Consider the following 26,377-nt stretch of genomic DNA (forward strand, 5'->3'; position numbering starts at 1 on the left):
AAGAAACTCCTTACATTGCAAAGGCCTTCATTTCGGCGGGTGAGAAACGGCTGGCGACGACCGCACCACGCAGCGGAATCCGACATGGCTGGTCGAGGTATCGACCGGCTCGGCATGGCGCGCGGCCGGGCGATAGCGGCGGCAGTAGTTCGGCGCGCAGAGATGCGAGCCGCCTTTCAGGACCTTGCGGGGAATCCTGATCGCCGGCTGGGCGGGGTCGTAGCTCGCGCTCTCGCGGCCGCCGCGCGGATTCTGCGGAATGCAGCAAGGTTTCGCGGCATCGGCCTCATGGCGGGCCGACCACCAGTCGGCGGTCCACTCCCAGACATTGCCGATCATGTCGTGGACGCCATAGCCGTTCGGCGGGAACGCGGTCACCGGCGAGGTCCGGTCAAAACCGTCCTCGCAGAGATTCTGCAGCGGGAAATTGCCCTGCCAGGTATTGGCCATGTGCTTGCCGCCGGGCGTCAGGGCATTGCCCCAGGCATATTCCTCATCCTCGAGCCCGCCGCGTGCCGCGAACTCCCACTCCGCTTCGGTCGGCAGCTCCTTGCCGGCCCATTTGGCGTAGGCCAGCGCATCGGCATAGGCGACGTGGACGACGGGATGGCTGCCGAGCACGTTGATGTTGCTGCGCGGGCCATAGGGGCGACGCCAGTTCGCGCCCCGCAGGTAGGTCCACCATTGGCTCCAGTCGCGCAGGGTGTGGACGCGGCGCGGCGGAGAAAACACCAGCGAGCCGGCATAGAGCATGTGCGGCAGCGCGCCCGGATATTGCGCGGGATCGGGCGGCCGCTCGGCGAACGTGATGTGGCCGGTCTCCCGCACGAAGTCGCGGAATTGGGCGTTGGTCACCGGCGTGCGGTCGATCCAGAAACCATCGACCGACGCGCGATGCGACGGCGCTTCCTCGGGATAATGCTGGTCCGATCCCATGCGGAACGTGCCGCCGGGAATCCAGACCATGTCGTCGGTCTGCATGCGGTCGTCCGGCTCTGCTTCAGCGGAAGCGATCTCGGCCCGGGACATGGCGATACACCTGTTCGCGCATTACCGCGGGCAACAGTCCCAAAAACCCTGTGTTCTCGATGGGTCGGTGATTTCGTTGAGTGCTACGCGGAAGATCTTGCCGAAGATCGCAGGCTTGAAGATCGCAGGATTGGCTTCTCGGTGATCGAACGTCGTGCTCGATTGCATTGTCGCGCCCTTCCATTTTTTGATGCTGCACTTTTCGGCAGCGTTGATTGCGTCAGGCCTTCTTCCCTTTCTCTCCTCGTCGCCATCTACCCGAGCGCTCGCGTGCGCAGCCGCCCATGCGGCGCGTGATCCGTCCCGCCGGACGTTGTCACGAGCTGTTTCGCTTTGAGATCAAACGATAGCGCAACGTGTTATGCGTGGCATGTGCACTTTGTGCCAATCTCAACCCCAAGGCGTGCAGCCTTAACGAACGATGTCCCAATTCCATCAATCCGATGCCGCGGGCATCATTGCCTTCTTGGAAAAACAAGCGAAAATTTGCACGTCGGCAAATCCGCGCCACGATCTCGCCGTGCAAATCAAACCGGCGTTGTCGCCGGGGAAGTTCTTGTCCTGACTTCAAGCACTTGGTCTCGGCAGATCAATCGCACTCTCCAGTTGTGAACCTGAAAATAAGCGAGCACCTCTCGGTCAGCACCAGCGAACTCGTCGGCTTCGAAGGACTTCACGACGCCGCCAAAGGCTCGCACGTCGGGGCCATGCAGCTTGAGCGCGGCAGGCTGCGCGGCACATTGTCTCACGCGAATTGAACGCCCTGCACGAACCGGAACTCAGCGCGCCGCGGGTACCGCGCAGCGAGCCGGCGTCGTCCAAAATCGCGATCACTGAGTTGCCCGACGTGGCAAGACCCTTCGTCAAAAATATTTCTGTTTATCGGAACACCCAACTCAGTGTATAGATTTGCCCGTCTCACCCGATCGAGGGGCGCTTGCGCATCGTCACGGGTGTTGCGGTGAGATGCGGTGGACGCTGAGGTCACGACCGACGAAGCGTGATCGATGCGGACGGCGAAATCGTGTGGGCCTTATTTTGATCTCAGGCGAGCGCCAATGGCTCCATCTGAGCATATAAAAACCCTTTAATTATAGGCTCTTTTGGAAATATGCTTTTCCATCAAGGCTGATGGGCGCGCCGCTGAACCGCCGCTGCTGGGGCTAGGCCCCGGCGCGGTACCCGCCCTCGATCCGCCCTGAGAGCATCTCATGCCCAACATCACCGAGAAAATTTGCCGCGCACAAGTCAAACAGCGCCGCAAAATCTATGACGCCTCTTGCGCTGGCTTCTACGTCAGCCTGAGCCCGACAGCGCCGCCGACCTTCTCCATCAAATATACCTGCCCGATCACTAAGAAGCGCGGCACGCATCGCCTGGGCGTCTACCAAATGCCCGAGCATGACGTTGCGTTCTGGCGGAAGGAAGCGTGGAAGCTGAAGCTGAGGATCGCCAACGGCGAGGATGTAGCGCAGACCGCACGGCAGGTCCGCAGGCTGCAGGCCCAGCAGGCAGGCATCACGGTCGGCGAGATCATCGACAAGCGCATCGCTTGGATCAGCGAGGAGGTCCCGAGCCTTCCACGCCGTGATCTGATTGGGGTGGACGTCGAACTGCTCGGCAAGCTGAGCCAGCGTTCGATCGCCCTTCACGGCGGCGAGCGCCACCTTCGCCTTGAAGGCCGGTGTGTGGTTCCGGCGTGTTCTTCTGCTCATTGTCGCTCCTGATTCGCAGGCACAGCGTGCCCGCTGTCAGGCAGAAACTCCACTTATCGCCCTGTGCAGAATTCCGGGGCCGGCTCTTTCTGCGTCGATGCCGTCGCACTCACCCCGACGGGCCTAGATGTCACTGGGAGTGATGCGGCTGGCGCTGCAGGCGGAGAGCCATCCCATCAGCGACGTTTATCGGTGAGTCGCAAGGCGGATGCGCGCATGTCACCGGCCTCACAGGGTGTTGATGGAAAATTGTTCTTGAGGCAAATTGACAATGTGCAGCCGTTCATTCGGCAGCGCCGCCAGCGCTCGGAAGGGGTCCGCTTTTATTGTGCGGATGGCCCCCCGGCCCCCCATAGGTGCCGCTGCGGGCCTCGCTGATGGATTTTTCGGACGCCGCGGAGGTCTCGGACAAATGACCGAGGCCTTCAGCTGGTGGGCTTCTACTTCGTAAGCGGACCCGGATTAATGAATACGCGCCGTAAATTGCCTAGGCATCGCATCCCTCACACCGGGAGTTTAATTTCGCAGACAAGCCCGTCTTTGCGCCAGTCAAAGCGAACTTTCCCCTTTTGCTGAACGATCATCTGTTCGATGATACGGCTGCCGAGCCCCTTTCGCGTAGGTTCCTGCGCGACTGGGCCACCAGTCTCCATCCAGCGCAGGCGCAATCGACCGTCAGCCTCCTGTGACCATCCCACGCGAACTTGGCCGTTGGGCCCGGACAAAGCGCCGTACTTCGCGGCGTTGGTCGCTAACTCGTGCAACGTGATCGCAATCGCCTGTGCGGCGTCTGGCTCCAACATGGTTTGCGGACCATCGATGAAAGTCCGTTCGCCGTTCTTCTCGGAATAGGGAGCTAATTCTTGTCTCGCAATCGCCGACAGCTCGGCACCGATCCACCGCGTTGCCGCGAAAAGCGAGCAAACATTTGCAAGTGCTTGGATGCGTCCAGCAATTATCTGTTTGAGACCTTCTGGCGAGGTTGCCTGAGAAAGATTGACTGTTGCCAGCGCGTTCGCAAGTAAGTTCTTGCTGCGATGCTCGGCTTCCCGTGCCAAGGTCACGATCAGCTCCTGATTTCGCTTCTGCTCGGTAATATCTCTGGCAATCTTTGACGCGCCGACAATTTTGTCGTTGGCATCCTTGACAGGAGACACGGTCAGCGAAACGACGATCAAGCTGCCGTGCTTGTGTTGCCGAACAGTCTCAAAATGGTCGATGCGCTCACCTCGTCGGATGCGCGTTAAAATCTCACGTTCTTCGCTTTGCCGATCCTGAGGTATCACAAGCGTAATGGGCTGACCAATCGCCTCGCTGGCAGAGTAGCCGAAGATGCGCTCAGCACCGCTATTCCAGCTTCTAATGATGCCATCGAGATTTTTGCTTACAATCGCGTCGTCGCTGGAGTCGATTATGGAGGCCAGCCAACGCAATCGTTGCTCGCTTTCGCGAAGCGCCGCTTCGATTTCCCTAGGTTTGGACGAAATTCCCACCTTGTTCTTCTGCCTCACAGCGAACCCGCCCCGCCGCTGGCCCGGCCTTTGAGGCGACAGTATAGCACTTGTAATCGTGCACGGATGGAATTTGGATATCTCTTAATGGGTCAAAAGCTGCCCTTACGACCCCAAAAATGCGACTTCCGTTCTTCCCTTCAATAGCGGGACATCGCTTGATCGGCTTTCGGCCACCGGCGAGGACGGGCAGGATCGTGTCGTGCTGATCAGGTTGTCAGGTGCGCCCTGATCCCTTGATCAGGCCTTTGAACGAACTCGCCCGCAACAAGCCTTCCGATGTGATGTCCCGGTACTCAACATCGGCATAGAACTTTGGCTCTACCCATGTTGCTTTCGGCTTCCTGATAGGTCTGGTTAGCTTTGATTTCGGGCTGACCACGCCATCGAGCTGCTTTCTGATCTGGCTTGAGACGGTGCGAGACCAGCCCGTTCCAACCTTGCCCGTGTAGACAAGGTCTTTGCCTTCCCGCTTGCCGAGATACAGGGCGGCAACGCCGCTCGGGTCTTTGACGAAGCCGACGACCGGGAATTTCCCCTTCTGCACGGCCTTGATCTTCAGCCAGTTCTCATTTCGCTCCGACCGATACGGGGCGTGTGCTCGCTTAGATAGGCGCTCCGGTAACAACGGCGCAGACCGCTTGCGCCCTTGATGCGCCATTGAAACCGGGTCAACGGCGCAGCCCTCATGACGGCCTCTTTACGGCATCCACCCGAAGACCTTTGACGGGCTTCCGGGTGGTCGGGTTTTCATAGGAATGTTGGATCAAAAGGCCGGAGCCGACCCACATCTTGATGATCTGCCGGGCCGGACCTTCACCCTTGCCGCAGTGCCTATCGATCACGCGCCAGGCGGCGCGGTCGGTGACATTGGGTGCATCGCTATATCGGTTCCCGTCTGGCAGGCCCGCCTCGATGTCGTCGAGGATGGCGTTCAGGACCGGGACGCTGATGTCGGCGAACAACCCCGGTGGCGACCACGCCTCGACCGTCTGGACGTTGTCGCCGCTCGGATAGCCGTCCGTCTCGTTGCCGATCTCGACACCAACCAGTCGGAACCATTTTGCCGCTGTCATCGGTGGCATGATGTTGACCTTGGCGCTGTCGAGTCTGATCAGGCTGCGGCGCTCGGCCTCGCTCACCCCGAGGGCCTGCGCCTCTTCAGGCGTCATCGGCGTCAGGGTGTAAACCAGCCTGCCAGCGTCCCGCATCGAAGACGCGCCACGACCACGATCCGGGTTGCCGGGATCGGCCTGCCCCTTTGCGGTATGGTGCGGCAGATCGATGGCGCAGTTAAGGGCCCCTGCCATGTCGGAAAGTATCTGCACCACCTTGTCGATCATCGAATTGGAATTTTCTTCGACGCTGTGGCTCTTCACGAACGGATCGATGCAGCAGATATCGATCTTGCGATCCATGATTGTGGCGGCCAGCTTTCCCGCCAGCGCGCCGACCACGGGCCTGCCGTGCTGATCGGGCACCATCAACTTACCGCCATCGGCTCCGGGTGATGCCAGAAACAGCCAGCCCTCCAGTTCGGGCTGTGCCACACCATGATGCAGACAGGCTGCGCGCAACCTGCGGCGCAACTCATCGGCATCGTCCTCTAAACTGACGATCAACACGCGGCAGCGCTGGAAGACATGCTCGCCTGTAAGCGGGCGACCGATGGCGAGCGAGATCAACTGTGCGAGGCGCAGCGCGCTCTTGCCGACGCCCCCGGGTGCGACGATGGATGAAATGAATTTGCGACAGAAGGCGGTGCCCAGCAGCCAGCCGCGCGGCGGCGGGAGATATTGCTTATCGGTGCCCGCATCCCACTCGCCAAGTACCTTGGCCTGCCGATGATCCTCGGCCTGATCGAGCAGTCTGTCGAGGTCTTCGCGCGAATGCCCGAGCGCCAGCCAATCGCTGATGTCGGCTTTCGGCGGGATATCGGGCCAATGTTTGGAAAGATCAAGCACGCGGACCCGCGCTACTCCTGACAGCGCGCGCGCCACCGCCTGCGCATGATCCTGTCCGGCGAAGATCGCCGAGCCGTCCTCATGAAACATCAGGTCGCCGGTCTTCTGGTGTCGCTTCTGCGGATCGTGATCGCCAACGACGACGACATGAGCACCCACAAAAAACGCGGTCAGGTCATCGTGCCACTTGCCAGCGCCACCGGCATTGCATGTGGCCGGGACGCCGAGGCCCCAGAGCCGATCAGCATCTTTCTCGCCCTCGACAATGACGACCCTGCGCCCTAGAGCATTTTCCGACCGGAATGAATCGGGTGGGGATTCCCAAAACGGCGCGAGTCAGATTCAAGCTGCATGCTGGCGAGGGAGGCCAGCATGTATGGCCAGGGCGCTTTCGGTTGATCTTCGTCAAAGGGTGATAGCCGCGATTGACGGTGGCATGTCCTGTCGACAGGCTGCTGAGCGCTTTGGTGTCAGCGCGGCCAGTGCGATCCGCTGGCGCGGTCGCCTCAAGGAAGTTGGCGACATCGTTCCTAAACGCCAGGGCGGTGACCGCAAATCGCAGCGCATCGAAGCGCATTCGCAATTGATTCTGGCGGCAGTGACAGCGAAGCCGGATATCACGCTCGCCGAGTTGCGAGAACTGTTGAAACGTCGTGGAATATCGACTGGCATCGCGTCGCTCTGGCGTTTTTTCCAGCGCAGAAAGATCACACTTAAAAAAAGACAGCGCACGCCGCCGAGCAACGGCGCGGCGATATAAATGCCGCGCGTGAGGAGTGGTTCGAAGGGCAAATCGATCTTGACCCTGAGCGTCTCGTCTTCATCGACGAAACCAGCGCCAACACCAAAATGGCGCGGCTTTACGGCCGCTCGCCACGCGGCGAGCGATGTCGTGCAGCTATCCCACACGGACATTGGAAGACGACGACATTCACCGCTGGATTGCGCTCCGACGGTCTGATCGCGCCGCTTGTTCTGGACGGTCCAATGGATGGCGACGCTTTCCTGGCCTACGTCGAGCAATTGCTCGCCCCATCGCTGCGGCCGGGCGATACCGTTATCATGGACAACTTGCCCGCTCACAAGGTCCATGGCGTTCGAGAGGCCATCCGGGCGGTCGGAGCAAGCCTGCTCTATCTTCCGCCCTACAGTCCAGACTTCAACCCGATCGAAATGGCCTTCTCTAAACTGAAAGCCCTGTTGCGGGCCGCCGCAGCGCGCACCATGCCCGATCTCTGGCAAGCAATCGCCAACGCTCTCAAGCGCTTCTCACCCGAGGAATGCCAAAATTATCTCGTCGCGGCTGGTTACGACGCAACGTGATCGGAAAATGCTCTAGCTCGATCTGCTCGTTAAGTTCGGGCAGGCGGTAGGGCACACGCGGCACGCCCTCGACATCCCATATCCACTTGCCGGGGCTGTTCCGATCGGGACGACGCTGGCGAAAATTTTTAGGCGAATAGCGCAGCACCTCGAACAGCAGCTCGCCGTTGGCGTCACGGTACGGATAGGTAGCGACGATCTTACCGAGCGGCGCTCGCTGCCTTCCGTTCGCCTTGCGCGGCGCGGCACGCTCAGCCTCAAAGCCGTTGCGCTCGATCCAGGTGCGGCCATCGACGCCAGTGACATCCTTGATTAGGGCGAGCACGCCGCCGCCGACACCGCGCTCGTGATCGAACCAGCAGCCTGTTTGCAAATTGATAGCCATCGATCCGTGGTTGCCAAACCGCAGTTCGCCTTCCGACGACAGCGCTTCGTTTGGCTCGCCGAGCAGCCTGCGCGCGATGGGCTCCATCTGTCGGGCGATGTCGTCGCGCGGATCGGTCATCGGCGTGCGCCTGTCCCACTTGGAATTTTCAGGGGCGCGGCATAGACGGAGGGTTCTGGCTTGCTCGGTCTGACCGCGCCAACGGTCAGAACAGTTCAGGGCCCCGGATTCCCCTCCGGGGCCTTTTGTTTGGATATGTGGAAAAAGGGATGATGTTGGGCATGGGAGCAATGCCGCTGTTCAGCGCTTCAAGCCGTCGCGATAGACGCAAGGGGCGAAAGCGTTGGCAGTACCTGTTCGGTGTCTCCCGTTGACAGGACCGCGCGTTGATGTCCGGCATGCCCGCCGATGAAGTAGTTCTGCCCCAAGGGGCCGTGGCCTCTGGGGTCTCCCGTTTGTTCAGGCAGCGTCCGGCCTGCTCATGCCCTCGCGCTCGATGATCCACTGCGCGGCGGCCTCCTTGCTGATCCGCACGGCCTTGCCGATCCGCATCTCGCGCGGATTCCAACCGGCTCGCTTCATTTTTTCGTACAAGGACCGGCTGATGTTCATCGCGGTGCAAAATTCATCAACGCTGTAACTCAGCCTCGGCACAGCTGCGTACTTCTTGCTGTTTGCTTCGCGGGAGCGTGCCATCGTCGTTATCCTCTGGCATCATGCGGCGTACTGCACCGCCTCACGCAAGCATCTCGCTGCGGCCAATTTTGTGCAAGCAAACAGATAAGGCCAAGCGAGGCCAGTTGGGCTCGATGGAAGTTGTTTTCAGATAAGAGAACGAGCAGCGCGTTTTTAGCGCCTCGTGCGTCAGCGAGATCGGCGCTTCGCTTGTTCGTTCCGCTGCTAAGACGCACAACATCGAAGCGGAGCGATAGGCCTGCGAGATACGCCTGCGCGCGGAGTGTGCCGATCGGAGAAGAGATCGGCAAGGTGCCGAAGGCACCGCGCGGCGCTCCAGCGGCTAGAATTACCGCGCAAGGTAAATTTAGGAAGGGTGGCCGCACCGAGGCGATGCCGTCAGGCACGTTAGCGCGCTCGCTTTCAGAAGCTGGCGGTGCTGATTCCAGCTGAACAGGGGCGGCGCATCGCGGCGGCGGAGGCCAAGGCGGCCCAGATCGGCTCAGCTGAGGCCAGATCGGCTCAGCCTTCAAACTGATCTGTGCTGGGGCCTAAACGGGGCCTGAGCCACCCGCTCGGTCCCTGCTGTTTTCCAAGGTATTGAAAAGCCCACATTTTTCATGCGGTGAAGGGGCTGGACATCAGGCCGTGTGGTCCTGACGCCCTAGGAGCTTGTCTGGATAGTCGCTGTTCAAATCTGGTCGGGTCTGATTCAACATTGGGCGATGAGCAAGTATTTTCGGCCTTGGAACATCGATCAGACGCTGCTTCTGCCGCCGAATGTGCAGGACTTCGTGCCGAAAGGCCATGTCTCGCGGTTTATGGTTGATCTGGTGCGGGAGAGCCTCGATCTCAGGGAGATCATGGGCAGCTATGTGAGCGGGCTTGGGCAGCCGCCGTTTGATCCGCGGATGATGGTGGCGCTGCTGCTGCATAGCTATGCGAGTGGGCTGTATTCGTCGCGTCGGATTGCCAAGGCCTGCCGGGAGCGGAACGATTTTGTGATGATCGTGGCGCTGGATGCGCCGGATTTTCGGACGATCAGCGACTTTCGCAAGCGACATTTGAAGGCGCTCGGCGCGCTATTCGTGCAGGTTCTGAAGTTGTGCGAGACGGCCGGGCTGGTCAAGCTCGGTCATGTCGCGCTGGATGGTACGAAGATCAAGGCGAACGCGTCGAAACACAAGGCGATGAGTTATGAGCGCATGAAGAAGCGCGAGGCGGAATTGAAGGCCGAGGTCGCTCGCATGCTGGCGGCCGCCGAGGCGGCGGATGCCTCGGAGGATGATACTTTCGGCAACAGCGACGAACTGCCGGACTGGACCGTCGACAAGCAGAAACGGCTGGCGAAGATCCAGCAAGCGATGGCGGCGCTGGAAGCGGACGCCAAACTGGCGGCGGAGGAAGAGCGCCGCATCGAGGCCGAAAAGGAACAGCAGCGCCAGGCCGAAGGCCGCAAGAAGCCGGGCAAACCGGCGGCGCTGCCATCGGAGGAACCCAATCCCAAGGCGCAACGCAACTTCACCGATCCGGAAAGCCGCATCATGAAGTCGAAGGATGGCTTCGTTCAGGCCTATAATGCCCAGGCGGCCGTCGATGCACATGCCCAGATCATTGTCGCGCAAGAACTGACCCAGCACGGCAGCGATCAGGGCCAGTTGGTGCCCCTGATCGAGGCCATCGAGAGCAATCTTGGCCGCAAGCCGCGGCAGGCCTCAGCGGATTCCGGCTACTGCAGCGAAGCCAATCTCGAAGCGCTCGACACACGCAGCATCGATGGCTATGTCGCGCCCGGACGCGCCAAGCACCCGACAGTAGCGAACGGAAAAGTCGGCGGCCCGCTGACACAGGCCATGCGAAAGAAGATCGACGATGGCGGCTTCGAAACACCCTACCGATTGCGAAAGCAAGTGGTGGAGCCGGTGTTCGGGCAGATCAAACAGGCAAGAGGCTTCCGCCAGTTCCTGTTGCGGGGCATCGAGAAAGTGCGCGCCGAGTGGACAATGATCTGCACCGTCCATAACCTCCTCAAGCTGTTCAACCTCGCAAACGCAGCCTGAGCCTGCTACTCTACAACAAATGCCCGTCACGAAAACATATCTGGACGGGCTCCTAGCGGCAGGTGTCTCGTCGCAATATGCGAAAGCGTTTTGCGAGGGCGGTGACAAGCAAGCCCAGTCTCGCAGGGGAGAGCACGTATAAGCCGTACCCCATCGCGCGGGGAAAGCCGGAGTTCCCGGTTACACCTGTGGTCCTACCTCCCGTGCTTTTTGTTGCACGGGACCCATGGGTGCGATCGGCACCTGGCTTTCCCTGCGCCCTCTGATAATCGAGGGCGGACAAATGATGCAGAAACTCGGGTGGTTCGCGCCGCGAGATGAACGGACTTATCCGAACGTCGCAAGCGCACATCACACTTCGCAGGCTTTCCGCCGCGAGTCCGCGCTGCTAGGCTTTGGCGCCTTGGGAGAAAATGCATGTTCAGGAAATTGCTGATTGGTCTCACCGTGATCGCCTTTGCCGGTGCCGGCGCTGCTGTTGCGCAGCAGAGCGGCATCAAGCGCACGCCGCTGCAAAAGGTCGATTTCCCGGCGGGCTACAACACGGTGACCGCGATCGCCGAGGTTCCGGCCGGGGGCGCGTCGGGGCGTCACAGCCATCCCGGTGCTGAAACCGGCTATGTGCTCGAAGGCGAGCTCGAACTTGTGATCGACGGCCAGCCGCCGTTGAAAGTGAAGGCGGGCGATTCCTACCAGATCCCGGAAGGTGCGGTGCACGACGCCAAGGCCTCCGGCGACAAGCCGCTCAAGGTGCTCGGGGTCTACGTGGTCAAGGCCGGCGAGCCCCTGGCAAAACCGGCGCCGTGAGCAGAACCAATTGGCTTACCGCCAGTTGGTTCATCTGAACTTCAGGTACGGCGAGCGACAACTTGAGCTCGCCGGATATCGATACTTTGCCGGTTTACAGGGACTTGCTGGCCTGGGCGATCGGGCTGAATTTCGGCCGGCAGCGCGCCAATTTCTGCGGCAGCTTCGGCGTGACCTCGGTCGCGGCCTATGGCCCGGGTAAATTGCGCGCTGGGCCCGGGCCCATTCCTGCTGAGCTATGGCGTGATCAAGCCGGATCACACCGTCGATGTGGTGCTGCGCTGGGACCATCTGGTCTGCGACGCGGCCCTGATCGCCCGGACCTTGGCCCGGCTCGAGCAGGTATTGGGCAGCGTGATTGCCCCCGAATTGGGCACGATCCGGCCGGAAACCGGCACTCGGCCGGTCCGGGCGGCGGCAACCAGGCTTTGAGGGGCGAAAACAGCCGATTTTGGCGTCGATTCGGCCCAAACCGCCCCGCGTTTTGTTTGACAGACCCGGACTTTCTCCTTAAGACCACCCTTGCTCGCGGGCCGGTTTCGGCCCGCGATGCGTTTCGCGACCCGTGGTTCTCCCCGAGCTTTCGAGGCGAACCTGTCGGTACAGGCCTTTTGGCCGGTACACAGGAGGGCGCGTCTCCTCAAACCTGAAACTGACAAAACGCCGGGCGCCAGGGTGCGACGGCTATACAAAGAGGACGCGATGACAAAGCGCAGTGAGGCGAAGTACAAGATCGATCGCCGCATGGGCCAGAATATCTGGGGCCGCCCGAAGAGCCCCGTGAACCGCCGCGAATACGGCCCCGGCCAGCACGGCCAGCGCCGCAAGGGCAAGCTCTCCGACTTCGGCGTGCAGCTCCGCGCCAAGCAGAAGCTCAAGGGCTACTACGCCAACATTTCCGAGCGCCAGTTCCACGGCATCTATGTCGAAGCCAGCCGCCTGAAGGGCGACACCGGCGAGAACCTGATCGGCCTGCTGGAGCGCCGTCTCGACACCGTGGTGTACCGCGCCAAGTTCGTCGCCACGATGTTCGCCGCGCGCCAGTTCATCAACCACGGCCACGTCAAGGTGAACGGCCGCAAGGTCAACATCGGCAGCTACAAGCTGAAGGTCGGCGACAGCATCGAGGTCAAGGAAGCCTCCAAGCAGCTCACCCCGGTGCTGGAAGCCGCCCAGCTGCCCGAGCGCGACGTGCCCGACTTCCTCGAGGTCGATCACGGCAAGATGACCGCGAAGTTCGCCCGCATCCCGGCGCTCGGCGACGTGCCGTTCCCGGTGCAGATGGAGCCGCATCTGATCGTCGAATTCTATTCGCGCTGATCACGGCACGCATGCGAGATCCGAAAGGCCCCGGTTTTGCCGGGGCCTTTTTGTTTGGCTAAAGTCAGCGCACATCGACCGAGAGAGACACCATGCACTACACCCCTGCCCCGCCCGATCCGAAGGCGCCGCCCGTCCGCATCAACCTGCTGTCGGACACCCAGACCAGGCCGACGCCGGCGATGCGCGAGGCGATGGCGAAGGCTGAGGTCGGCGACGAGCAGGTCGGCGACGATCCGACCACCAACGAGCTCTGCGCCCGCGTCGCCGATCTGCTCGGCAAGGAGGCCGCGGTGTTCATGCCGTCGGGCACGATGTGCAACGTCGCGGCGACGCTGGCCTATTGCCGCCCCGGCGACGAGATCCTGGCGCACGCCACCGCGCACATCATCGCACGCGAGGGCGGCGCGCATGCGGCGCTCGGCGGCTTCCAGATCACGCAGCTCCCGGGCGACGACGGCCAGTTCACGCCGGACGCCTTCCGCGCCGCGCTGCATCCGCGCACCCGCTACCAGCCGCCGCAGGTGCTCGTCAGCGTCGAGCAGACCGCCAATATCGGCGGCGGCACGATCTGGAAGAAGGCCGCGCTGGACGAGGTCGTGAGCATCGCCAAGGCGCACGGCCTTATCACCCATATGGACGGCGCGCGGCTGCTGAATGCGACCGTGGCGTCAGGCATCTCGCCGCGCGACATGACCGCGGGCTGGGATTCCGCCTGGATCGATTTCTCCAAGGGCCTCGGCGCGCCGATCGGCGGCGTGATCGCCGGCACCCGCGCCTTCATCGACGACGTCTGGCGCTGGAAGCAGCGGCTCGGCGGCTCGATGCGGCAGTCCGGCGTCTGTGCCGCCGCCTGCATCCATGCACTCGATCACCACGTCGACCGCCTCGCCGACGACCATGCCAATGCACGGGCGCTGGCGCGCGGGCTGTCGCAGATCAACGGCATCGCCGTGCAGGCGCCGGAGACCAACCTAGTCTTCTTCAAGCCTGACGGCGCCGGCGTATCAGGCGACAAAATGGTCGCCGAGCTGCGCAAGCGCGGCGTGACGCTGGCGATGATGGATGGCCGGATCAGGGCCTGCACGCATCTCGATGTCACGGCGGCGATGATCGAGGAGATGATCGGCCACGTCAGGGACATCGTGCGCGCGGCGTAGCCCCCACAGCCCGGATGGAGCTCCACAAAATCCGGGCTACCAGACTACGGCAACCGCTTTCCGACGTAATCGGTTCCTTCCTGGTGAAGGGTCACTTGCATTGCCGCGTTCTGACCGTCCGTGTCGAATGACAGCACGGCATCGACGACCTTGAAAAAGAACTCGCGATCGCTGGCGGCGAAGATTTCGCGCCGCTCCTGCCCTGTCGCCTCGCTGAACAGGCGATCTCCCTCTCTTGTACGTGGATCGAAAATTCGAAAATTCGGGCGTGAACCGATAGGTCCCGACCAGACGGTCCAGCGCCTGCGGGCTCACCGTGGCGAGCTTCCCGACCTTGGCCTGACGATCCGGCCAGCCGTACTCGGCCGCGATGCTGCGCAGGATTTCGTCGACGAGGATCCGCCCGCCCCAGCCGTTGGTCATGACAACAGCGCCATCGCCATTCTCGAAAATGACCATGGTGTCGATGAAGCCCTCGTTCACCCCGTTGTGCCAGAATTGCCGGTTGGGCGCCGAGCCGCGAACCAGCCAGCCCATCCCACGTCGTCCTATCCCGGGGGGGGGAGCCCGTCGGCACTGCCCAGAACCGGCGAAAGCATCTCGGCCGTCATCGATTGCGACAGAACGGGATTGCTCCGACCGGCCAACGAATCCAGCATGGCGAGCAAGAGACGGGCGAGATCGCTCGGCGTCGTCCATAATCCCGCCGCGGCCAGCTCGGGATAGACATGCGCCCCTCCGGGCACCGGCGCGCCGTCCGCCCGGTACGGCGTCGCGGCCATCGGCAAACGAGCCGCAGGCAATGGCTGCGCGAAGCTGGAATGCGTCATGGCGAGCGGCTTGAAGACAATGTCATCGAGCAGCGCCGGAAACGGCCGCCCCGTCACGTCGATGAGCAATTGCTGGACGATCGTGTAGCCGCCGCCGGAATATTCAGTCTGCTTGCCGGGTTCGTGCTCGACCCGAACGGGCGCAGTGTTCGCAGGCGGCCTGCCGTCGAGGATCTCGACAAGCGAGGGGACCGGCTGGCCGGCCTGATAGCCCGGGTAGAAGGGCACGTTCGTTCCGGCCGTATGGCTCAGCAACCGCCGAACCGTCACCTGGGATTGGGAATACGGATGGTGCGGGATCTTCCAGCTCTTGAGCGCGACGTTGACGTCGGCATCGAGATCGAGCTTGCCGGCCTGAACGAGCGCGAGCGCGGCAATGGCGGTCACCGGTTTGCTGATCGAGGCCGCCTGGAACAGCGTTTCCGGCACCACGGGCGGACCGCCGATGGCGACAGAGCCAAAACCGCGCGCCCATTCGATGGCGCCGCCATGAATCACCGCGATGCTGACACCGGGAACGTGCAGTTCGTTCATGCGATCGGACAACGTCATCGGCGCATCGCCATCGACGACGATCGCCGTCCTCAGGCCGTTTACGACGTGGTCGATCCGCTGCACGACGTCGGCATCACCCCGTTCTTCGGCCAGAACGGGCCGACACGCGGCCACCGCGGCAAGCGTGACGGCCACCAGGATGAGCTTGCGGAAGGTGAATGTCATTGCCTGCATGACCACCTCCGCCCACCACCTCTAGCGCCCCATCGCCTGGTAGATCAGCAGCTTGAGCTCCTGCTGGATCCGGCCGCGCTGTGATGGCGTCTGCACCATGAAGATTCCGAACAGATCGTCTGCGGGATCGATGAAGAAGAACGTGCCCCCGACACCGTCCCAGCGATACTCGCCCAATGGCCACGACGTGTTCGGCGGCACCGAGGTGCGGACCGCGAAGCCTAGGCCGAAGCCGGAGTTCGGACCCGGGTAATAGTTCTTGTCGCGCACGACCCCGGTCTCCGGACCGATATGGTCCGACGCCATCAGCGCGATGGTCTCCGGCTTCAGATAGCGCCGGCCGTCACAGCTGCCGCCGTTGAGAAGCATCTGCGAGAAGCGAACATAGTCGCCGATGGTGCCGACCATCCCGCCACCGCCGGATTCCCAGCGCAGCGGCTTGCGCGGGTCGCGAATTTCGGCCACCGGACTGATGGTGCGATCCTTCGGCATCGGCTCGGCGACCAGCGGCCATTTGGCGCGGTCGGCGACATAGAACGCGGTTTCGTTCATCCCGAGCGGACCGAGCAGCCGCTCCTTCTCGACCTGAAACAGGGATTTCCCTGTGATCACTTCGATGATGCGGCCGAGCACGTCGGTGGAATGACCGTAGTCCCATTGCGTACCGGGTTGCTCAGCAAGCGGCAGCGCCGCGAGCCGCGCCACGAACTCGGCATTGTCGGGATCGTTGTTGAACAGGCCAGCATCGGCGTAGGTCGTGTTCACGATACCGTAATAGCCGTACGGCAGGCCGGCGGTGTGGCGCATCAGGTCCTCGATGGTGACGGGACGCTTGAGCGGCGCCAGCATCATCGTCGCCTTGCCCTCATCGCCGCGCTTTTCCACGCCGACCTTCATGCCGGCAAAGGCCGGGATGTATTTCGACACGGGATCGCTGAGCGCGAGCTTGCCTTCCTCGACCAGCATCATCGCGATGACGGTGGTGATCGGCTTCGACATCGAATAGAGGCGGAAGATGGTATCCGCGCTCATCGAGAGCTCGGTGGCGACGTCGCGAACCCCGAACTTCTCGTAATAGACCGGCTTGCCGTGCTGCTGCAGCAGCAGGATCGCGCCGGGAATCTTGCCGGTTACGATCTCGTTCCTGACATAGTCGGAGACCTTGGCGAGGCCTTCCGGCGAGAAGCTGTGCGCGGCCGGCCCCGCGGCGCCGGCCTTCGCACCCGTTGCGACGAACGCGACCGCGAGTGCCGCGACGACTGCGCGGCACCCACGCATGTAAGAGCATGACCGGTTGAATCCGGTCATGCTCTTGTTCCTTTGTTTTGACGCGTTTTCTCCACGCGAACCGGTATCCACTTCGCTCGAAAACGCTCTAGTTTTCCATGGCTTCATAGACGAGCAGCTTCAGCGTCCGCTGGACGCGCTGGCGCTCGGTCGGCGTCTGCTCCAGGAGGATGAAGAAGAAGTCCTGCTTGCGGTCGATGACGAAATAGCAGCCGCTGGCGCCATCCCATTTCAGTTCGCCGAGATCGCCGGGCGGCGGCGGCTTGGCGTTGCCGGGATCGGTGCGCACCCCGATCCCGAGCCCGAAACCGAAGCCGTCGCCGGGGAAGTAGAAAACGTCGCGCCCGACGCCGGAGCCCGGGCCGACCTGGTCGGTCGTCAGCTGCTTGAATGTCTCGGGCTTCAAAATGGTCTTGCCGTCGAGGGTGCCGCCATTGAGCAGCATCTGCGCGAAGCGCGAATAATCCGCCATGGTCGAGACCATGCCGCCGCTGGCGGACTCCCATTTCTTGACCTTGGTCGGATCGTTGACCCGGCCGACCCGGAAATCGCTGTCGTTCGGCATCGGCTCGGCCATCAGCTTCTGCTTCTCGGGATCGGTGACGAAGAAGCGGGTGTCGTTCATGCCGAGCGGATCGAGCAGCTTCTCGCGCTCGATCGTCAGCAGCGGCTTGCCGGTCGTCACTTCCATCACGCGGGCCAGAATGTCGGTGGAATGGCCGTATTGCCAGAGCGCGCCGGGCTGGTTGTGCAGCGGCAGCTTGGCGATCCGCTCGGCGAATTCGGCGAGGTCGAAATCGCCGCCATAGATGTTGGCTTCCTTGTAGGCCTTGCGGACCAGGCTATCGCCATAGAAGCCGTAAGTGATGCCGGAGGTGTGCCGCATCAGGTCGAGGATCGTGATCGGCCGCTCCAGCGGCACCAGCTCGAGCGTCTTGGTGCCGTCCTCGGCCTTCTTCTCGACGCCGACCTTCATATTGGCAAAGGACGGGATGTATTTCGAGACCGGATCGTCGAGCTTGTACTTGCCATCCTCCAGAAGCTGCATCGACACCACGGCGGTGATCGCCTTGGTCATCGAAGCCAGACGGAAGATGGTCTTGTCCGTGATCGGCGCCTTGCTGACCACGTCCTGCACGCCGAAGGATTCGTGATACACTGGCTTGCCGTGCTGCTGGATCAGGACGATGGCGCCGGGAATCTTTCCGGTCGCGACCTCGTTCTTGAAGAATTCGCCGATCTTGGCGAGCTTGTCGGGATTGAAATGCGCACCCGCCGGAATCTCATAGGTGCCCTCGGCGCGGGCCAGCGGCGCCGCAAGCAACAGCGCGGCGGCCGCGACCGCCCGCCAAAATCCAAATAAACTCATACGGTTTATCCCTCCCCGAAAATCACAAGGAAGTGTAGCGGCGGTATCATCAGGCACAAGGGCTACCGAGGGTGTCCAGGACCTTCTGATGAAGCTCGCCGCTTTGGACCGAGAAGCAGCAGAAGATCACATGCGTGAGGTCGGGTGCCGCCGCCAGGGTATCGACGACCGCCTTGACCGCGATACCGGCGGCGCGGTCCGGCGGGAAGTGGTAGACGCCGGTCGAGATGGCAGGAAATGCGACCGAGCCGAGACGGTTGGCGTGGCAAAGCTCGATGCCGCGGCGATAGCAGGATGCGAGCAGCGCGTCCTCGTTTTGGGTGCCGCCATTCCACACCGGGCCGACCGCATGGATGACGTGCTTGGCAGGCAGCTCATACCCTTTGGTGATCTTGGCATCACCGGTCTTGCAGCCATGGAGGGTGCGGCATTCGGCGAGCAGCTCCGGGCCCGCAGCGCGATGGATCGCGCCGTCGACGCCGCCGCCACCGAGCAGCGACGAATTGGCCGCGTTGACGATGGCGTCAACGCGCAGGGTCGTGATGTCGGTAACGATGACGTCGAGCCGCGCCTTGCCGATCTGGCGCGCGCTCAAGGTCAGGCAACCACGTCGACCGGGATGCCCTTGTCGGCAAACAGCTGCTGCAATTCACCGGCCTGGAACATCTCGCGGATGATGTCGCAACCGCCGACGAACTCGCCCTTCACATAGAGCTGCGGAATCGTCGGCCAGTTCGAATAGACCTTGATGCCGTCGCGCAGCTCGGCCGATTCAAGAACGTTGAGGCCCTTATAGCCGACACCGATGTGGTCGAGGATCTGCACGACCTGACCGGAAAACCCGCACTGCGGGAATTGCGGCGTGCCCTTCATGAACAGCACGACGTCGTTCGCCTTCACTTCGTTGTCGATGAATTGCTCGATGCTCATTTTCGCTTCCTTCGGGGGCGGCGCTCTCAAGCCCTAACGGACCGGCCCGCCCTTCTAACCCGTGACTGGCTATATATGTAGCTCAAACCATTGTGCATCCAAAGCAAAATGGCGGAAATCTGGCATGCGGCAGGAGCCGGGCGGCGCCCCAAAAGGGGCCGGGATTACCTGACGATCCCAATACCATCATGGGGGAGGCTTTTTTCCTGTAACCGAACCCCTATCTAGGACGAACTGTCCGTCTGGAACCAGTTTGCCGAAGCAACGTTCTCCCCTTGAATCGGAGACCATCGTTGACGAAACCAGCCTCTGCCGCGGCCGCCATTCCCGGCGCCTCCCCGTCATTGTCCTCCGAATCCGGGTCGTCAGCCCAGCGCCTGGTGGATGCCTATCGCGCGGTCCGTGACGAGACCGAGCGCCGGGCCGCGCCGCTGTCCGCGGAAGACCAGCTGATCCAGTCGATGCCGGATGCGAGCCCCGCCAAGTGGCACCGCGCCCATACGACCTGGTTCTTCGAGCAGTTTCTGCTCGGCGAGCACGTCAAGGGCTACACGCCGTTCCACCCGGACTACGCCTATCTGTTCAATTCCTATTATGTCAGCGCCGGTCCCCGGCACGCCCGCCACCAGCGCGGCCATCTGACCCGACCGACCGCCGACGAAGTCACCGCCTACCGCTGCCATGTCGACGCCGAAGTGGTGAAATTCTTCCAGACCGCCGCAGCGGACAAGCTCGAGGCATTGGTGCCGCTGGTCGAGGTCGGCCTCAATCACGAGCAGCAGCATCAGGAGCTGATGGTCACCGACATCCTGCATGCCTTCGCCCAGAACCCGATGCCGCCGGCCTACGATCCGGCCTGGCGCTTCCCGGCATCGCAGCGCGGCACAGAGGAATGGGTGACGCTGAACGAAGGCATCCACACCGTCGGCCACGCCGACGACAGCTTTCATTTCGACAATGAGAAGCCCGCGCATCGCGCTCTGGTTGGTCCGGTCAAGCTCGCCAAGAACCTCGTCAGCAATGCCGACTGGCTCGCCTTCATGAAGGACGGCGGCTATTCCACCGCCACGCTGTGGCTGATGGACGGCTTCGGCACCGTGAGCAACGAGGGCTGGCAGGCGCCCGGCCACTGGCGCGAGATCGACGGCAAATGGAAGATCATGACGCTGGGCGGCCTGCAGCCGATCGATCCGGCAGCCCCGGTTTGCCATGTCAGCTATTACGAGGCCGACGCCTTCGCCCGCTGGGCCGGCAAGCACCTGCCGACCGAGATGGAATGGGAGGTCGCTGCCCGCGCCGGCCTGCTCAACGATGCCTATGGCATCGTCTGGCAGTGGACCCGCAGCTCGTATTCGCCGTACCCGGGCTATCGCGCGATCGAGGGCGCGCTCGGCGAATACAACGGCAAGTTCATGGTCAACCAGCTGGTGCTGCGCGGCTCGTCGCTGGCGACGCCATCAGGTCATAGCCGTGTCACCTACCGCAACTTCTTCTATCCGCACCATCGCTGGCAATTCACGGGGTTACGCCTCGCCGACTATGCCTGATTGAGTCCTGTCGACATCAATATCGCGCCGGTAAGCGCGTTCGGGAGAGTATCATGAATGTGCATGCCGCCGCTTTGGCCAAAGCGTATCCGTTCGACGAAGCGACCTCGGCGTTTGCCGGCGATGTGATCGGCGATCTCGCCCGCCACCCGAAGCGGCTGTCGCCGAAATATTTCTACGACGCCACCGGCTCGGAGCTGTTCGAGCAGATCACGGTGCTGCCGGAATATTATCCGACGCGCACCGAGCTCGGCATCCTGCGCGACCGCGGCGACGAGATCGCCGCGATCATTCCGGAAGGTGCTGCGCTGGTCGAGTTCGGCGCCGGCGCGACCACCAAGGTGCGCCTGCTGCTCGAGCATTGCGAATTCGGCGCTTACGTGCCGGTCGACATCTCCGGCGATTTCCTCAAGGCCCAGGCCGATGGCCTGCGCAAGGATTTCCCCGGTCTCGGCATCTACCCGGTCGCAGCCGATTTCACCACGCCGTTCGCGTTGCCCGAGGCCGTCGCCACCTTGCCGAAGGTCGGCTTCTTCCCGGGCTCGACGCTCGGCAATTTCGAGCCGAGCGAGGCCTTGGCCTTCCTGCGCAGCGCGCGAAAAATCCTCGGCCACGGCGCGCAGATGATCATCGGCGTCGACCTCGAGAAGGATGAGCGCGTGCTGTACGACGCCTATAACGACGCGGCCGGCGTCACCGCGCGCTTCAACCTCAATGTGCTGGTGCGGATCAATCGCGAGCTCGGCGGCAATTTCGACCTCTCGGGCTTCACCCACCGCTCGATCTACAACCGCGACCGCCATCGCATCGAGATGCACCTGATCAGCCGCAAGGCGCAGACCGTGCGCATCCTCGGCAACACCTTCGCATTCCGCCCCGGCGAGAGCATTCACACCGAAAACAGCTATAAATACTCGCTCGAGCGTTTCACCGCGCTGGCCCGCAGCGCCGGCTGGACGGTGCGCAACAGCTGGACCGACGCCAACACGATGTTCTCGGTGCACGCACTGGTCGCCGATTAGCCAGGACCAGAACCGAGGGGATGGGGCAACGACCATGGGCAGGCGCGGGCTGCAGATCGCAACGGGCTTGCTCGCCCTCGCCCCGATCCTGACCGGCATCATCACGATGCTCGGCGTCAGCGACCCGCTCTACGCCTCGTCGGGCGTCCCGGCGCTGCCGGTGCTGGACAGCAATCTGCGCTTCTTCGGTGGGGTCTGGCTCGGCCTTGGTCTCGCGCTGATCTGGCTGGTGCCACGCATCGAAAGCGAGAGCGTGCTGTTCCGCGTGGTCTGGGGCGGCATCTTCCTCGGCGGCGTCGGCCGGCTGCTGTCGATCGTGATGGTCGGCGCCCCGCCGATCCCGTTCATCGGCTTCACCGCGCTCGAATTGATCGGCGCGCCGCTGTTCGTCTATTGGCAGCATCGGGTGGCGACCGCCACCCGCAGGTAGCGCGGACCGCGCCCCTACGCCTCGCCTTCCGTCGACCGCAGCGAGATCGACTCCCAGGCCGCGACCATGATTATGATCGCGGTGGTGACGAGCGAGAGCACCAGTGGCGACATGTCGTGAGCAAAATAGGCGGTGATCGCCAGCGCGATGAGGCCGACGCCGTGCGAGAGCTGCAGGAAGTTGCGGATCACGAATTTGAACAGGATGGTGCCGACCAGGAACAGCACGGGACCGCCGACCGAGCTCACGATCGTCTTCAAATCGGAGTGTCCGCCAGGATGCTTGAGCACCAGCTCGTCGGCGACCGCGGTGAGGATGATGCCGCCGACGATCGGCATGTGCAGATAGGTGTAGGCGATCCGCGCCACGCGGCCGGATTGCTCGGATTTCGAGATCATCTCCGAGCCGGCCTCGGCGCCCTTGTGGAAATAGATCCACCACATCGCGATGCTGCCGACCAGCGCCGAGATGAACGCGGCGACGTTCTCCGGCGTCCAGGTCAATTCGGCGAAGGTCGCGCCATCGACCACGATGGCCTCGCCGAGTGCGATGATGATGAACCCGGCGCAGCGTTCGGCCATGTGGCCGCCCTCGACCGACCAGGCCTCCATCGAGGAGAAGCCGAGTCCCGGGGTCCAGAACCGGGCGGCCGGCGCGACATATTCGATTGTCAGCGCCGCGATCCACAGCCACATCCGCGTCTCGTGCTCGGCGAAGCCGCCGAGAACCCAGAGCACGGCTGAGCAGGACAGCCAGGTCAGGATGCGGATCGCATTGTGGCGCACCGCCGTCCGCCGCCGCGGCGTCACCAGCAGCCAGAACGCGGTGCGGCCGACCTGCATCGCCGCATAGGTGCCGGCGAACCACAGCCCGCGGCCCTCGAAGGCGGTCGGTATCGAGGTCGACAGCAACAACCCGCCCAGCATCAGCACGAACAGCAGCAGGCGGACCGGCGTCAGGTCCGGATTGAGCCAGTTGGTGACCCAGGTGGTGTAGACCCACACCCACCACACCGCGAGGAACAGCAGCGTGACCTGCACCGCCCCCAAAGGGGTGAAGTGGTGCAGCAGCGTATGCGACAGCTGCGTGACGGCGAAGACGAAGACGAGATCGAAGAACAGCTCGGCATTGGTGACGCGGCTGGGCTGGTTCGGCACGATGACGCGAAACATCGCGCCGCGCGGATTATCTGCCATCGCTTGGGGCCCCCGCCCGGTTGCCGGGGGCTAGCCTTCCGGCACGCCGGTTTGCAGGGCCAACGCGTGCAGCACGCCGCCCATCTGGCCCTTCAGCGACTGGTAGACGATCTGGTGCTGCTGGACACGGGACTTGCCGCGGAATGACTCGGATATGACAGTGGCCGCATAGTGGTCGCCGTCGCCGGCCAGATCGCGGATCGTCACCTCGGCATCGGGGATCGCTGCCTTGATCATCGATTCGATATCACGGGCGTCCATCGGCATCCCAGTCCACCTCCGTCAGGTCGTTCGAATCAGGCCGGCTCGGCCAAGGTAAAACCTAGGATAAAACCTGGCGCTTGGGGTCTTCTAGGTCATCCCGGGCACACTATATTCCCATTCCCAGCGAATTAAACCTGCATCAATCGGTCACAAGCCATCACGCCGAAATGACCAGAAGAGGCGCAGAATCATGAAGCTCCCCGGCCCCGACCATCCGATCACGATCACGCCCAATGCCAAGCGCGTCCGCGTCACCGCCGACGGCGTCGTGATCGCCGAGACGACCCATGCGCTGACCCTGAAGGAAGCAAGCTATCCTGCCGTGCAATATGTCCCCCGGCAGGACGCCAACATGGAGCTGTTGACCCGCACCGAGCGGACCACGCATTGCCCCTATAAGGGCGACGCGAGCTATTTCAGCATCAAGGCCAATGGCAAGACGCTGGACAACGCGATCTGGACCTATGAGGAGCCGTTTCCGGCCATGACCGAGATTGCTGGCCATCTGGCGTTCTATCCGGACAAGGTGAAGATCGAGGAAGTGGCCTAAGGCCGTCTCGGCTGCCGCAAGCGCCTCGCGTCATCCAAGCCTGAAAAACGTAAATGCCCGGGCCTCGCCCGGGCATGACGACGACAGTGTTCGGCCGGATCTCCGCTAGGCTCTGAAGATCGTGAGCCCGAGGACCAGGAGTACCAGGAAGATCACGACGAACACGTAGAACAGGAAGCGGGCGATATCGGCGGACGCGGCGGAAATGCCGGTGAAGCCCAGCAAGCCCGCGATGATCGATACAACAAGAAAGATCAGCGCCCATTTCAGAAGTGTCATTGCTTGCTCCTCATTACCGCGCGTCCGCACGGCCGCCTGTTCTCCCGGTAACGCCCGCTCCCGATCACAGTTCCAAAAACGAAACAGATCCGCTGAAATGACCGACCTCGACACCCGGGAAGCAAGACAATTGGGCCTTGCTGAATCGAGTTCCCGGCTGCAACATCCGGGTGCAGACCCGGCTGGGGGCACCATGAAATCGATTGCTCACGCGGCTCCGGCCGTCGACATCCAGGCAGCACCGAAGCTCCACAAGCGTAACGTCGCGTTGGACCGTGCGCGCACCTTCCTGACCCTGGTCGTGCTGCTGCATCACGCGGTGATCCCCTACACCCATTTCGGGCACACCGACCCGACATCCTGGATCGGCTTCGACTGCGTGGTGCTCGCCACCGACAGCTTCTTCATGGCGATGTTCTTCTTGCTGTCGGGGCTGTTCGTCTGGCCGGGGCTCGGCCGCAAGCCGTGGCTGATCTTCCTGCGCGACCGGCTGCTGCGGCTCGGCCTGCCGTTCGTGATCTGCGCGGTCACCGTGATTCCGATCGCCTATTACGCGATCGCGCTACGCGCGACGCCAGAGGTAACCTTCTCTGAATTCTGGCGGAAGACCATGACGTTCGGGCCGTGGCCGAGCGGCCCGATCTGGTTCGTCTACGTCTTGATGACCTTCGACCTGACGGCGAGCCTGCTGTACCGGGTGTCGCCGCATCTGCTCGATCCCATCAACCGTCTCTCGATCATGGGATTCGAACGTCCCTCGAAGTTCTGGCTCTTCCTCGTCGTCGTCAGTGCCGCCGCCTACCTGCCCATGCTGGTCCATTACGGCCAGAACTACTGGTTCGAACTCGGACCGTTTTCGGTGCAGGCGAGCCGCGTGCTGCTGTATGCGTCCTATTTCTTCATTGGCGCGGGGATCGGGGCGGCCAACTTCGAGAACGGCGTGCTCGGCGCGCACGGACGGCTGACCGAGCGGCGCTGGTTCTGGACGGGCATCACGCTGATTCCCTACTGCATGATGTGGGTCATGATCTACATCAAGCGCGAAATCATCGGTAACCCCGATCCGCTGCCGGGCTGGTATCTTGCGATCTACGGCAGCTTCTACGTGCTGTTCAGCGCCTCGATCCTGTTCGCGATCCTGGCCTACTTCCTGCAATCGAGAGACGGCGGGCCGACGCTGCTCGACCGCATGCAGGGGGATGCCTACGGCATGTTCCTGGTGCACTATCCGATCGTGCTGTGGCTGCAATACTGGCTGTTTGATTTCGACCTGCCGGCGATCGCCAAGGCTGCGATCGCGTTCTTCGCCACCGTGGCGCTGAGCTGGGCCGCCACCGCCGCGCTGCGCAAGCTGCCGGGCGCCAATTACGTGCTGTAGCTTCGGCCATGATGCGTGATCGCATCATGACCTCGCTCGTTGGTGCGCGGCCGGCGCGCATCAGCCGCGGACTCAGTGCGTTGCAGCAGGCGGGTTGTGAACCGGAATTTGCGCGCAACCTGCCTTTGGTCACATGCCGCCGGGCGATTCTCGTTTATGCTCGCCGGGCTGATTGACCTCAGGGAGTCCCAGGGATGAACGACCCTCAAGTTGGATGGATCGCCGCCATCATCGTCGGCGGATTGGCCGGCTGGCTCGCCGAGATGTTCATGAAAACCGGAACCGGCATCGTCATGAACATCATCCTCGGCATCGTCGGCGCCGCGCTCGCGAACTGGCTGTTGGGTCTGCTCGGCGTGTCGCTCGGCGGAGGATGGATCGGCTATCTCGTTGCCGGATTCATCGGCGCCTGCGTGATCATCTTTGCCTGGCGCGCGATCCGCGGTGCGACCTAAAGCATGATCCGGAAAAGTGCGAAGCGGTTTTCCGAAAAGATCATGAACAACGAGCTGAAGCGCGATCCGAAGCGATCGTGCTTGAACGAAAAATAGCGCGATGATGGGTTCATCGCGCTATTGAGGTCTTGTTCGCTTGACGTTGCAGCGCCTGCTCCGCCC

The 26,377-nt window shown here is 62.5% G+C and carries 28 protein-coding genes and 1 pseudogene; 13 read left to right on the forward strand and 16 right to left on the reverse strand.

The window, feature by feature from the left end; translation table 11 throughout:
* Window positions 1-27 precede the first annotated feature (27 nt).
* The 5 genes and pseudogenes from HAP54_RS47245 to HAP54_RS47265 form a co-directional block, all read right to left on the reverse strand.
* Window positions 28-1,029: a formylglycine-generating enzyme family protein gene (locus HAP54_RS47245; RefSeq protein ID WP_166298123.1), complete on the reverse strand. Its 1,002-nt coding sequence runs from the start codon at window positions 1,027-1,029 to the stop codon at window positions 28-30.
* A gap of 1,577 nt (window positions 1,030-2,606) precedes the next feature.
* Window positions 2,607-2,744: pseudogene (locus tag HAP54_RS47250) on the reverse strand (transposase); the annotation flags it as partial.
* Window positions 2,745-3,247: 503 nt separating this feature from the next.
* Window positions 3,248-4,237 (reverse strand): PAS domain S-box protein, encoded by a 990-nt coding sequence (locus HAP54_RS47255; RefSeq protein ID WP_224741486.1) that lies wholly within the window; start codon window positions 4,235-4,237, stop codon window positions 3,248-3,250.
* A gap of 235 nt (window positions 4,238-4,472) precedes the next feature.
* Entirely contained in the window at window positions 4,473-4,802 is a 330-nt protein-coding gene (locus HAP54_RS47260; protein ID WP_224741485.1) for a hypothetical protein, read from the reverse strand.
* A 139-nt stretch (window positions 4,803-4,941) separates the two neighbouring features.
* Window positions 4,942-6,309 (reverse strand): AAA family ATPase, encoded by a 1,368-nt coding sequence (locus HAP54_RS47265; RefSeq protein ID WP_166298125.1) that lies wholly within the window; start codon window positions 6,307-6,309, stop codon window positions 4,942-4,944.
* Here HAP54_RS47265 and HAP54_RS47270 point away from each other — a divergent pair.
* Both HAP54_RS47270 and HAP54_RS47275 read left to right on the forward strand, forming a co-directional pair.
* Window positions 6,301-6,504 (forward strand): hypothetical protein, encoded by a 204-nt coding sequence (locus HAP54_RS47270; RefSeq protein WP_166298126.1) that lies wholly within the window; start codon window positions 6,301-6,303, stop codon window positions 6,502-6,504. The two genes, HAP54_RS47265 and HAP54_RS47270, sit on opposite strands and share 9 nt — an antisense overlap.
* A gap of 91 nt (window positions 6,505-6,595) precedes the next feature.
* Window positions 6,596-7,542 (forward strand): IS630 family transposase gene (locus HAP54_RS47275; protein ID WP_166298127.1). Its coding sequence is split into 2 segments (ribosomal slippage): window positions 6,596-6,935 and window positions 6,935-7,542, totalling 948 coding nucleotides; the frame shifts between segments, so codons are not numbered across the junction.
* Here HAP54_RS47275 and HAP54_RS47280 read toward each other — a convergent pair.
* Window positions 7,478-8,047, reverse strand: coding sequence for a hypothetical protein (locus tag HAP54_RS47280; protein WP_166298128.1), 570 nt, complete (start codon window positions 8,045-8,047; stop codon window positions 7,478-7,480). The genes HAP54_RS47275 and HAP54_RS47280 overlap by 65 nt on opposite strands.
* Before the next feature lie 339 nt (window positions 8,048-8,386).
* Window positions 8,387-8,623: a hypothetical protein gene (locus HAP54_RS47285; protein ID WP_165128707.1), complete on the reverse strand. Its 237-nt coding sequence runs from the start codon at window positions 8,621-8,623 to the stop codon at window positions 8,387-8,389.
* 704 nt (window positions 8,624-9,327) lie between these two features.
* Between HAP54_RS47285 and HAP54_RS47290 the strand changes: the two genes are divergently transcribed.
* From HAP54_RS47290 to HAP54_RS47310, 5 genes are all read left to right on the forward strand, one after another.
* Window positions 9,328-10,662, forward strand: a complete 1,335-nt coding sequence (locus HAP54_RS47290) for an IS1182 family transposase (protein ID WP_166296518.1) — start codon at window positions 9,328-9,330, stop codon at window positions 10,660-10,662.
* Between the two features lie 417 nt (window positions 10,663-11,079).
* Window positions 11,080-11,469: a cupin domain-containing protein gene (locus HAP54_RS47295; RefSeq protein WP_166206948.1), complete on the forward strand. Its 390-nt coding sequence runs from the start codon at window positions 11,080-11,082 to the stop codon at window positions 11,467-11,469.
* A 189-nt stretch (window positions 11,470-11,658) separates the two neighbouring features.
* Window positions 11,659-11,901: a hypothetical protein gene (locus tag HAP54_RS47300; RefSeq protein ID WP_175619327.1), complete on the forward strand. Its 243-nt coding sequence runs from the start codon at window positions 11,659-11,661 to the stop codon at window positions 11,899-11,901.
* A 270-nt stretch (window positions 11,902-12,171) separates the two neighbouring features.
* Window positions 12,172-12,789, forward strand: coding sequence for a 30S ribosomal protein S4 (rpsD, locus tag HAP54_RS47305; RefSeq protein WP_029081651.1), 618 nt, complete (start codon window positions 12,172-12,174; stop codon window positions 12,787-12,789).
* 92 nt (window positions 12,790-12,881) lie between these two features.
* Entirely contained in the window at window positions 12,882-13,949 is a 1,068-nt protein-coding gene (locus HAP54_RS47310) for a threonine aldolase family protein (RefSeq protein WP_166298129.1), read from the forward strand.
* A gap of 36 nt (window positions 13,950-13,985) precedes the next feature.
* Here HAP54_RS47310 and HAP54_RS47315 read toward each other — a convergent pair whose 3' ends face one another.
* The 6 genes from HAP54_RS47315 to grxD form a co-directional block, all read right to left on the reverse strand.
* Entirely contained in the window at window positions 13,986-14,486 is a 501-nt protein-coding gene (locus HAP54_RS47315; RefSeq protein WP_166298130.1) for a hypothetical protein, read from the reverse strand.
* 11 nt (window positions 14,487-14,497) lie between these two features.
* Window positions 14,498-15,508: a serine hydrolase domain-containing protein gene (locus HAP54_RS47320; RefSeq protein WP_166298131.1), complete on the reverse strand. Its 1,011-nt coding sequence runs from the start codon at window positions 15,506-15,508 to the stop codon at window positions 14,498-14,500.
* Window positions 15,509-15,529: 21 nt separating this feature from the next.
* The gene (locus HAP54_RS47325) at window positions 15,530-16,786 is read right to left on the reverse strand and encodes a serine hydrolase domain-containing protein (protein ID WP_166307168.1); all 1,257 of its coding nucleotides are present in this window, start codon (window positions 16,784-16,786) and stop codon (window positions 15,530-15,532) included.
* A 97-nt stretch (window positions 16,787-16,883) separates the two neighbouring features.
* Window positions 16,884-18,164 (reverse strand): serine hydrolase domain-containing protein, encoded by a 1,281-nt coding sequence (locus HAP54_RS47330; protein WP_166298132.1) that lies wholly within the window; start codon window positions 18,162-18,164, stop codon window positions 16,884-16,886.
* A 49-nt stretch (window positions 18,165-18,213) separates the two neighbouring features.
* Entirely contained in the window at window positions 18,214-18,765 is a 552-nt protein-coding gene (locus tag HAP54_RS47335) for an O-acetyl-ADP-ribose deacetylase (RefSeq protein WP_166307171.1), read from the reverse strand.
* On the reverse strand, window positions 18,762-19,094 hold the full coding sequence (gene grxD, locus HAP54_RS47340) for a Grx4 family monothiol glutaredoxin (RefSeq protein ID WP_166298133.1): 333 nt from the start codon (window positions 19,092-19,094) through the stop codon (window positions 18,762-18,764). Before grxD ends, HAP54_RS47335 begins: the two co-directional genes overlap by 4 nt.
* A gap of 293 nt (window positions 19,095-19,387) precedes the next feature.
* Here grxD and egtB point away from each other — a divergent pair, with 293 nt between their 5' ends.
* Genes egtB through HAP54_RS47355 form a run of 3 tightly spaced genes read left to right on the forward strand, consistent with a single transcriptional unit; the run spans window position 19,388 to window position 22,093 of the window.
* Window positions 19,388-20,641, forward strand: a complete 1,254-nt coding sequence (egtB, locus tag HAP54_RS47345) for an ergothioneine biosynthesis protein EgtB (RefSeq protein WP_175619328.1) — start codon at window positions 19,388-19,390, stop codon at window positions 20,639-20,641.
* A 53-nt stretch (window positions 20,642-20,694) separates the two neighbouring features.
* Window positions 20,695-21,663 carry an L-histidine N(alpha)-methyltransferase gene (gene egtD / locus HAP54_RS47350; RefSeq protein ID WP_166298134.1) on the forward strand — a complete coding sequence of 323 codons (969 nt, stop codon included), beginning with the start codon at window positions 20,695-20,697 and terminating at the stop codon, window positions 21,661-21,663.
* A gap of 34 nt (window positions 21,664-21,697) precedes the next feature.
* Window positions 21,698-22,093, forward strand: coding sequence for a DUF4345 domain-containing protein (locus HAP54_RS47355; protein ID WP_166298135.1), 396 nt, complete (start codon window positions 21,698-21,700; stop codon window positions 22,091-22,093).
* A gap of 14 nt (window positions 22,094-22,107) precedes the next feature.
* Here the strand turns inward: HAP54_RS47355 and HAP54_RS47360 are convergent, their stop codons facing one another.
* Both HAP54_RS47360 and HAP54_RS47365 read right to left on the reverse strand, forming a co-directional pair.
* The gene (locus HAP54_RS47360) at window positions 22,108-23,289 is read right to left on the reverse strand and encodes a low temperature requirement protein A (RefSeq protein WP_166298136.1); all 1,182 of its coding nucleotides are present in this window, start codon (window positions 23,287-23,289) and stop codon (window positions 22,108-22,110) included.
* Between the two features lie 30 nt (window positions 23,290-23,319).
* Complete coding sequence (locus HAP54_RS47365; protein ID WP_016843470.1) at window positions 23,320-23,556, reverse strand: BolA family protein; 237 nt, start codon at window positions 23,554-23,556, stop codon at window positions 23,320-23,322.
* A gap of 187 nt (window positions 23,557-23,743) precedes the next feature.
* On the opposite strand from HAP54_RS47365, the gene HAP54_RS47370 reads away from it, so the two are divergent.
* On the forward strand, window positions 23,744-24,103 hold the full coding sequence (locus tag HAP54_RS47370) for a DUF427 domain-containing protein (RefSeq protein ID WP_016843469.1): 360 nt from the start codon (window positions 23,744-23,746) through the stop codon (window positions 24,101-24,103).
* A gap of 105 nt (window positions 24,104-24,208) precedes the next feature.
* Here HAP54_RS47370 and HAP54_RS47375 read toward each other — a convergent pair whose 3' ends face one another.
* Window positions 24,209-24,382: a DUF1328 domain-containing protein gene (locus HAP54_RS47375; protein ID WP_166298137.1), complete on the reverse strand. Its 174-nt coding sequence runs from the start codon at window positions 24,380-24,382 to the stop codon at window positions 24,209-24,211.
* Between the two features lie 193 nt (window positions 24,383-24,575).
* Here HAP54_RS47375 and HAP54_RS47380 point away from each other — a divergent pair, with 193 nt between their 5' ends.
* Together HAP54_RS47380 and HAP54_RS47385 are read left to right on the forward strand one after the other, a co-directional pair.
* Entirely contained in the window at window positions 24,576-25,760 is a 1,185-nt protein-coding gene (locus HAP54_RS47380; RefSeq protein ID WP_166298138.1) for an acyltransferase family protein, read from the forward strand.
* Window positions 25,761-25,954: 194 nt separating this feature from the next.
* Window positions 25,955-26,215, forward strand: coding sequence for a GlsB/YeaQ/YmgE family stress response membrane protein (locus HAP54_RS47385; protein WP_166298139.1), 261 nt, complete (start codon window positions 25,955-25,957; stop codon window positions 26,213-26,215).
* Window positions 26,216-26,377: the final 162 nt, after the last annotated feature.

This window comes from Bradyrhizobium sp. 2S1 (assembly GCF_011516625.5).
Classification (GTDB): Bacteria; Pseudomonadota; Alphaproteobacteria; order Rhizobiales; family Xanthobacteraceae; genus Bradyrhizobium; species Bradyrhizobium septentrionale.

Coding starts and splice junctions, on each gene's coding strand:
- HAP54_RS47245 (WP_166298123.1), bottom strand. CDS start 1,029: ATGTCCCGGGCCGAGATCGCTTCCGCTGAAGCAGAGCCGGACGACCGC.
- HAP54_RS47270 (WP_166298126.1), top strand. CDS start 6,301: ATGAAACATCAGGTCGCCGGTCTTCTGGTGTCGCTTCTGCGGATCGTG.
- HAP54_RS47265 (WP_166298125.1), bottom strand. CDS start 6,309: ATGTTTCATGAGGACGGCTCGGCGATCTTCGCCGGACAGGATCATGCG.
- HAP54_RS47280 (WP_166298128.1), bottom strand. CDS start 8,047: ATGACCGATCCGCGCGACGACATCGCCCGACAGATGGAGCCCATCGCG.
- HAP54_RS47285 (WP_165128707.1), bottom strand. CDS start 8,623: ATGGCACGCTCCCGCGAAGCAAACAGCAAGAAGTACGCAGCTGTGCCG.
- HAP54_RS47290 (WP_166296518.1), top strand. CDS start 9,328: ATGAGCAAGTATTTTCGGCCTTGGAACATCGATCAGACGCTGCTTCTG.
- HAP54_RS47295 (WP_166206948.1), top strand. CDS start 11,080: ATGTTCAGGAAATTGCTGATTGGTCTCACCGTGATCGCCTTTGCCGGT.
- HAP54_RS47300 (WP_175619327.1), top strand. CDS start 11,659: ATGGCCCGGGTAAATTGCGCGCTGGGCCCGGGCCCATTCCTGCTGAGC.
- rpsD (WP_029081651.1), top strand. CDS start 12,172: ATGACAAAGCGCAGTGAGGCGAAGTACAAGATCGATCGCCGCATGGGC.
- HAP54_RS47310 (WP_166298129.1), top strand. CDS start 12,882: ATGCACTACACCCCTGCCCCGCCCGATCCGAAGGCGCCGCCCGTCCGC.
- HAP54_RS47315 (WP_166298130.1), bottom strand. CDS start 14,486: ATGGGCTGGCTGGTTCGCGGCTCGGCGCCCAACCGGCAATTCTGGCAC.
- HAP54_RS47320 (WP_166298131.1), bottom strand. CDS start 15,508: ATGCAGGCAATGACATTCACCTTCCGCAAGCTCATCCTGGTGGCCGTC.
- HAP54_RS47325 (WP_166307168.1), bottom strand. CDS start 16,786: ATGCGTGGGTGCCGCGCAGTCGTCGCGGCACTCGCGGTCGCGTTCGTC.
- HAP54_RS47330 (WP_166298132.1), bottom strand. CDS start 18,164: ATGAGTTTATTTGGATTTTGGCGGGCGGTCGCGGCCGCCGCGCTGTTG.
- grxD (WP_166298133.1), bottom strand. CDS start 19,094: ATGAGCATCGAGCAATTCATCGACAACGAAGTGAAGGCGAACGACGTC.
- egtD (WP_166298134.1), top strand. CDS start 20,695: ATGAATGTGCATGCCGCCGCTTTGGCCAAAGCGTATCCGTTCGACGAA.
- HAP54_RS47355 (WP_166298135.1), top strand. CDS start 21,698: ATGGGCAGGCGCGGGCTGCAGATCGCAACGGGCTTGCTCGCCCTCGCC.
- HAP54_RS47360 (WP_166298136.1), bottom strand. CDS start 23,289: ATGGCAGATAATCCGCGCGGCGCGATGTTTCGCGTCATCGTGCCGAAC.
- HAP54_RS47365 (WP_016843470.1), bottom strand. CDS start 23,556: ATGCCGATGGACGCCCGTGATATCGAATCGATGATCAAGGCAGCGATC.
- HAP54_RS47370 (WP_016843469.1), top strand. CDS start 23,744: ATGAAGCTCCCCGGCCCCGACCATCCGATCACGATCACGCCCAATGCC.
- HAP54_RS47375 (WP_166298137.1), bottom strand. CDS start 24,382: ATGACACTTCTGAAATGGGCGCTGATCTTTCTTGTTGTATCGATCATC.
- HAP54_RS47380 (WP_166298138.1), top strand. CDS start 24,576: ATGAAATCGATTGCTCACGCGGCTCCGGCCGTCGACATCCAGGCAGCA.
- HAP54_RS47385 (WP_166298139.1), top strand. CDS start 25,955: ATGAACGACCCTCAAGTTGGATGGATCGCCGCCATCATCGTCGGCGGA.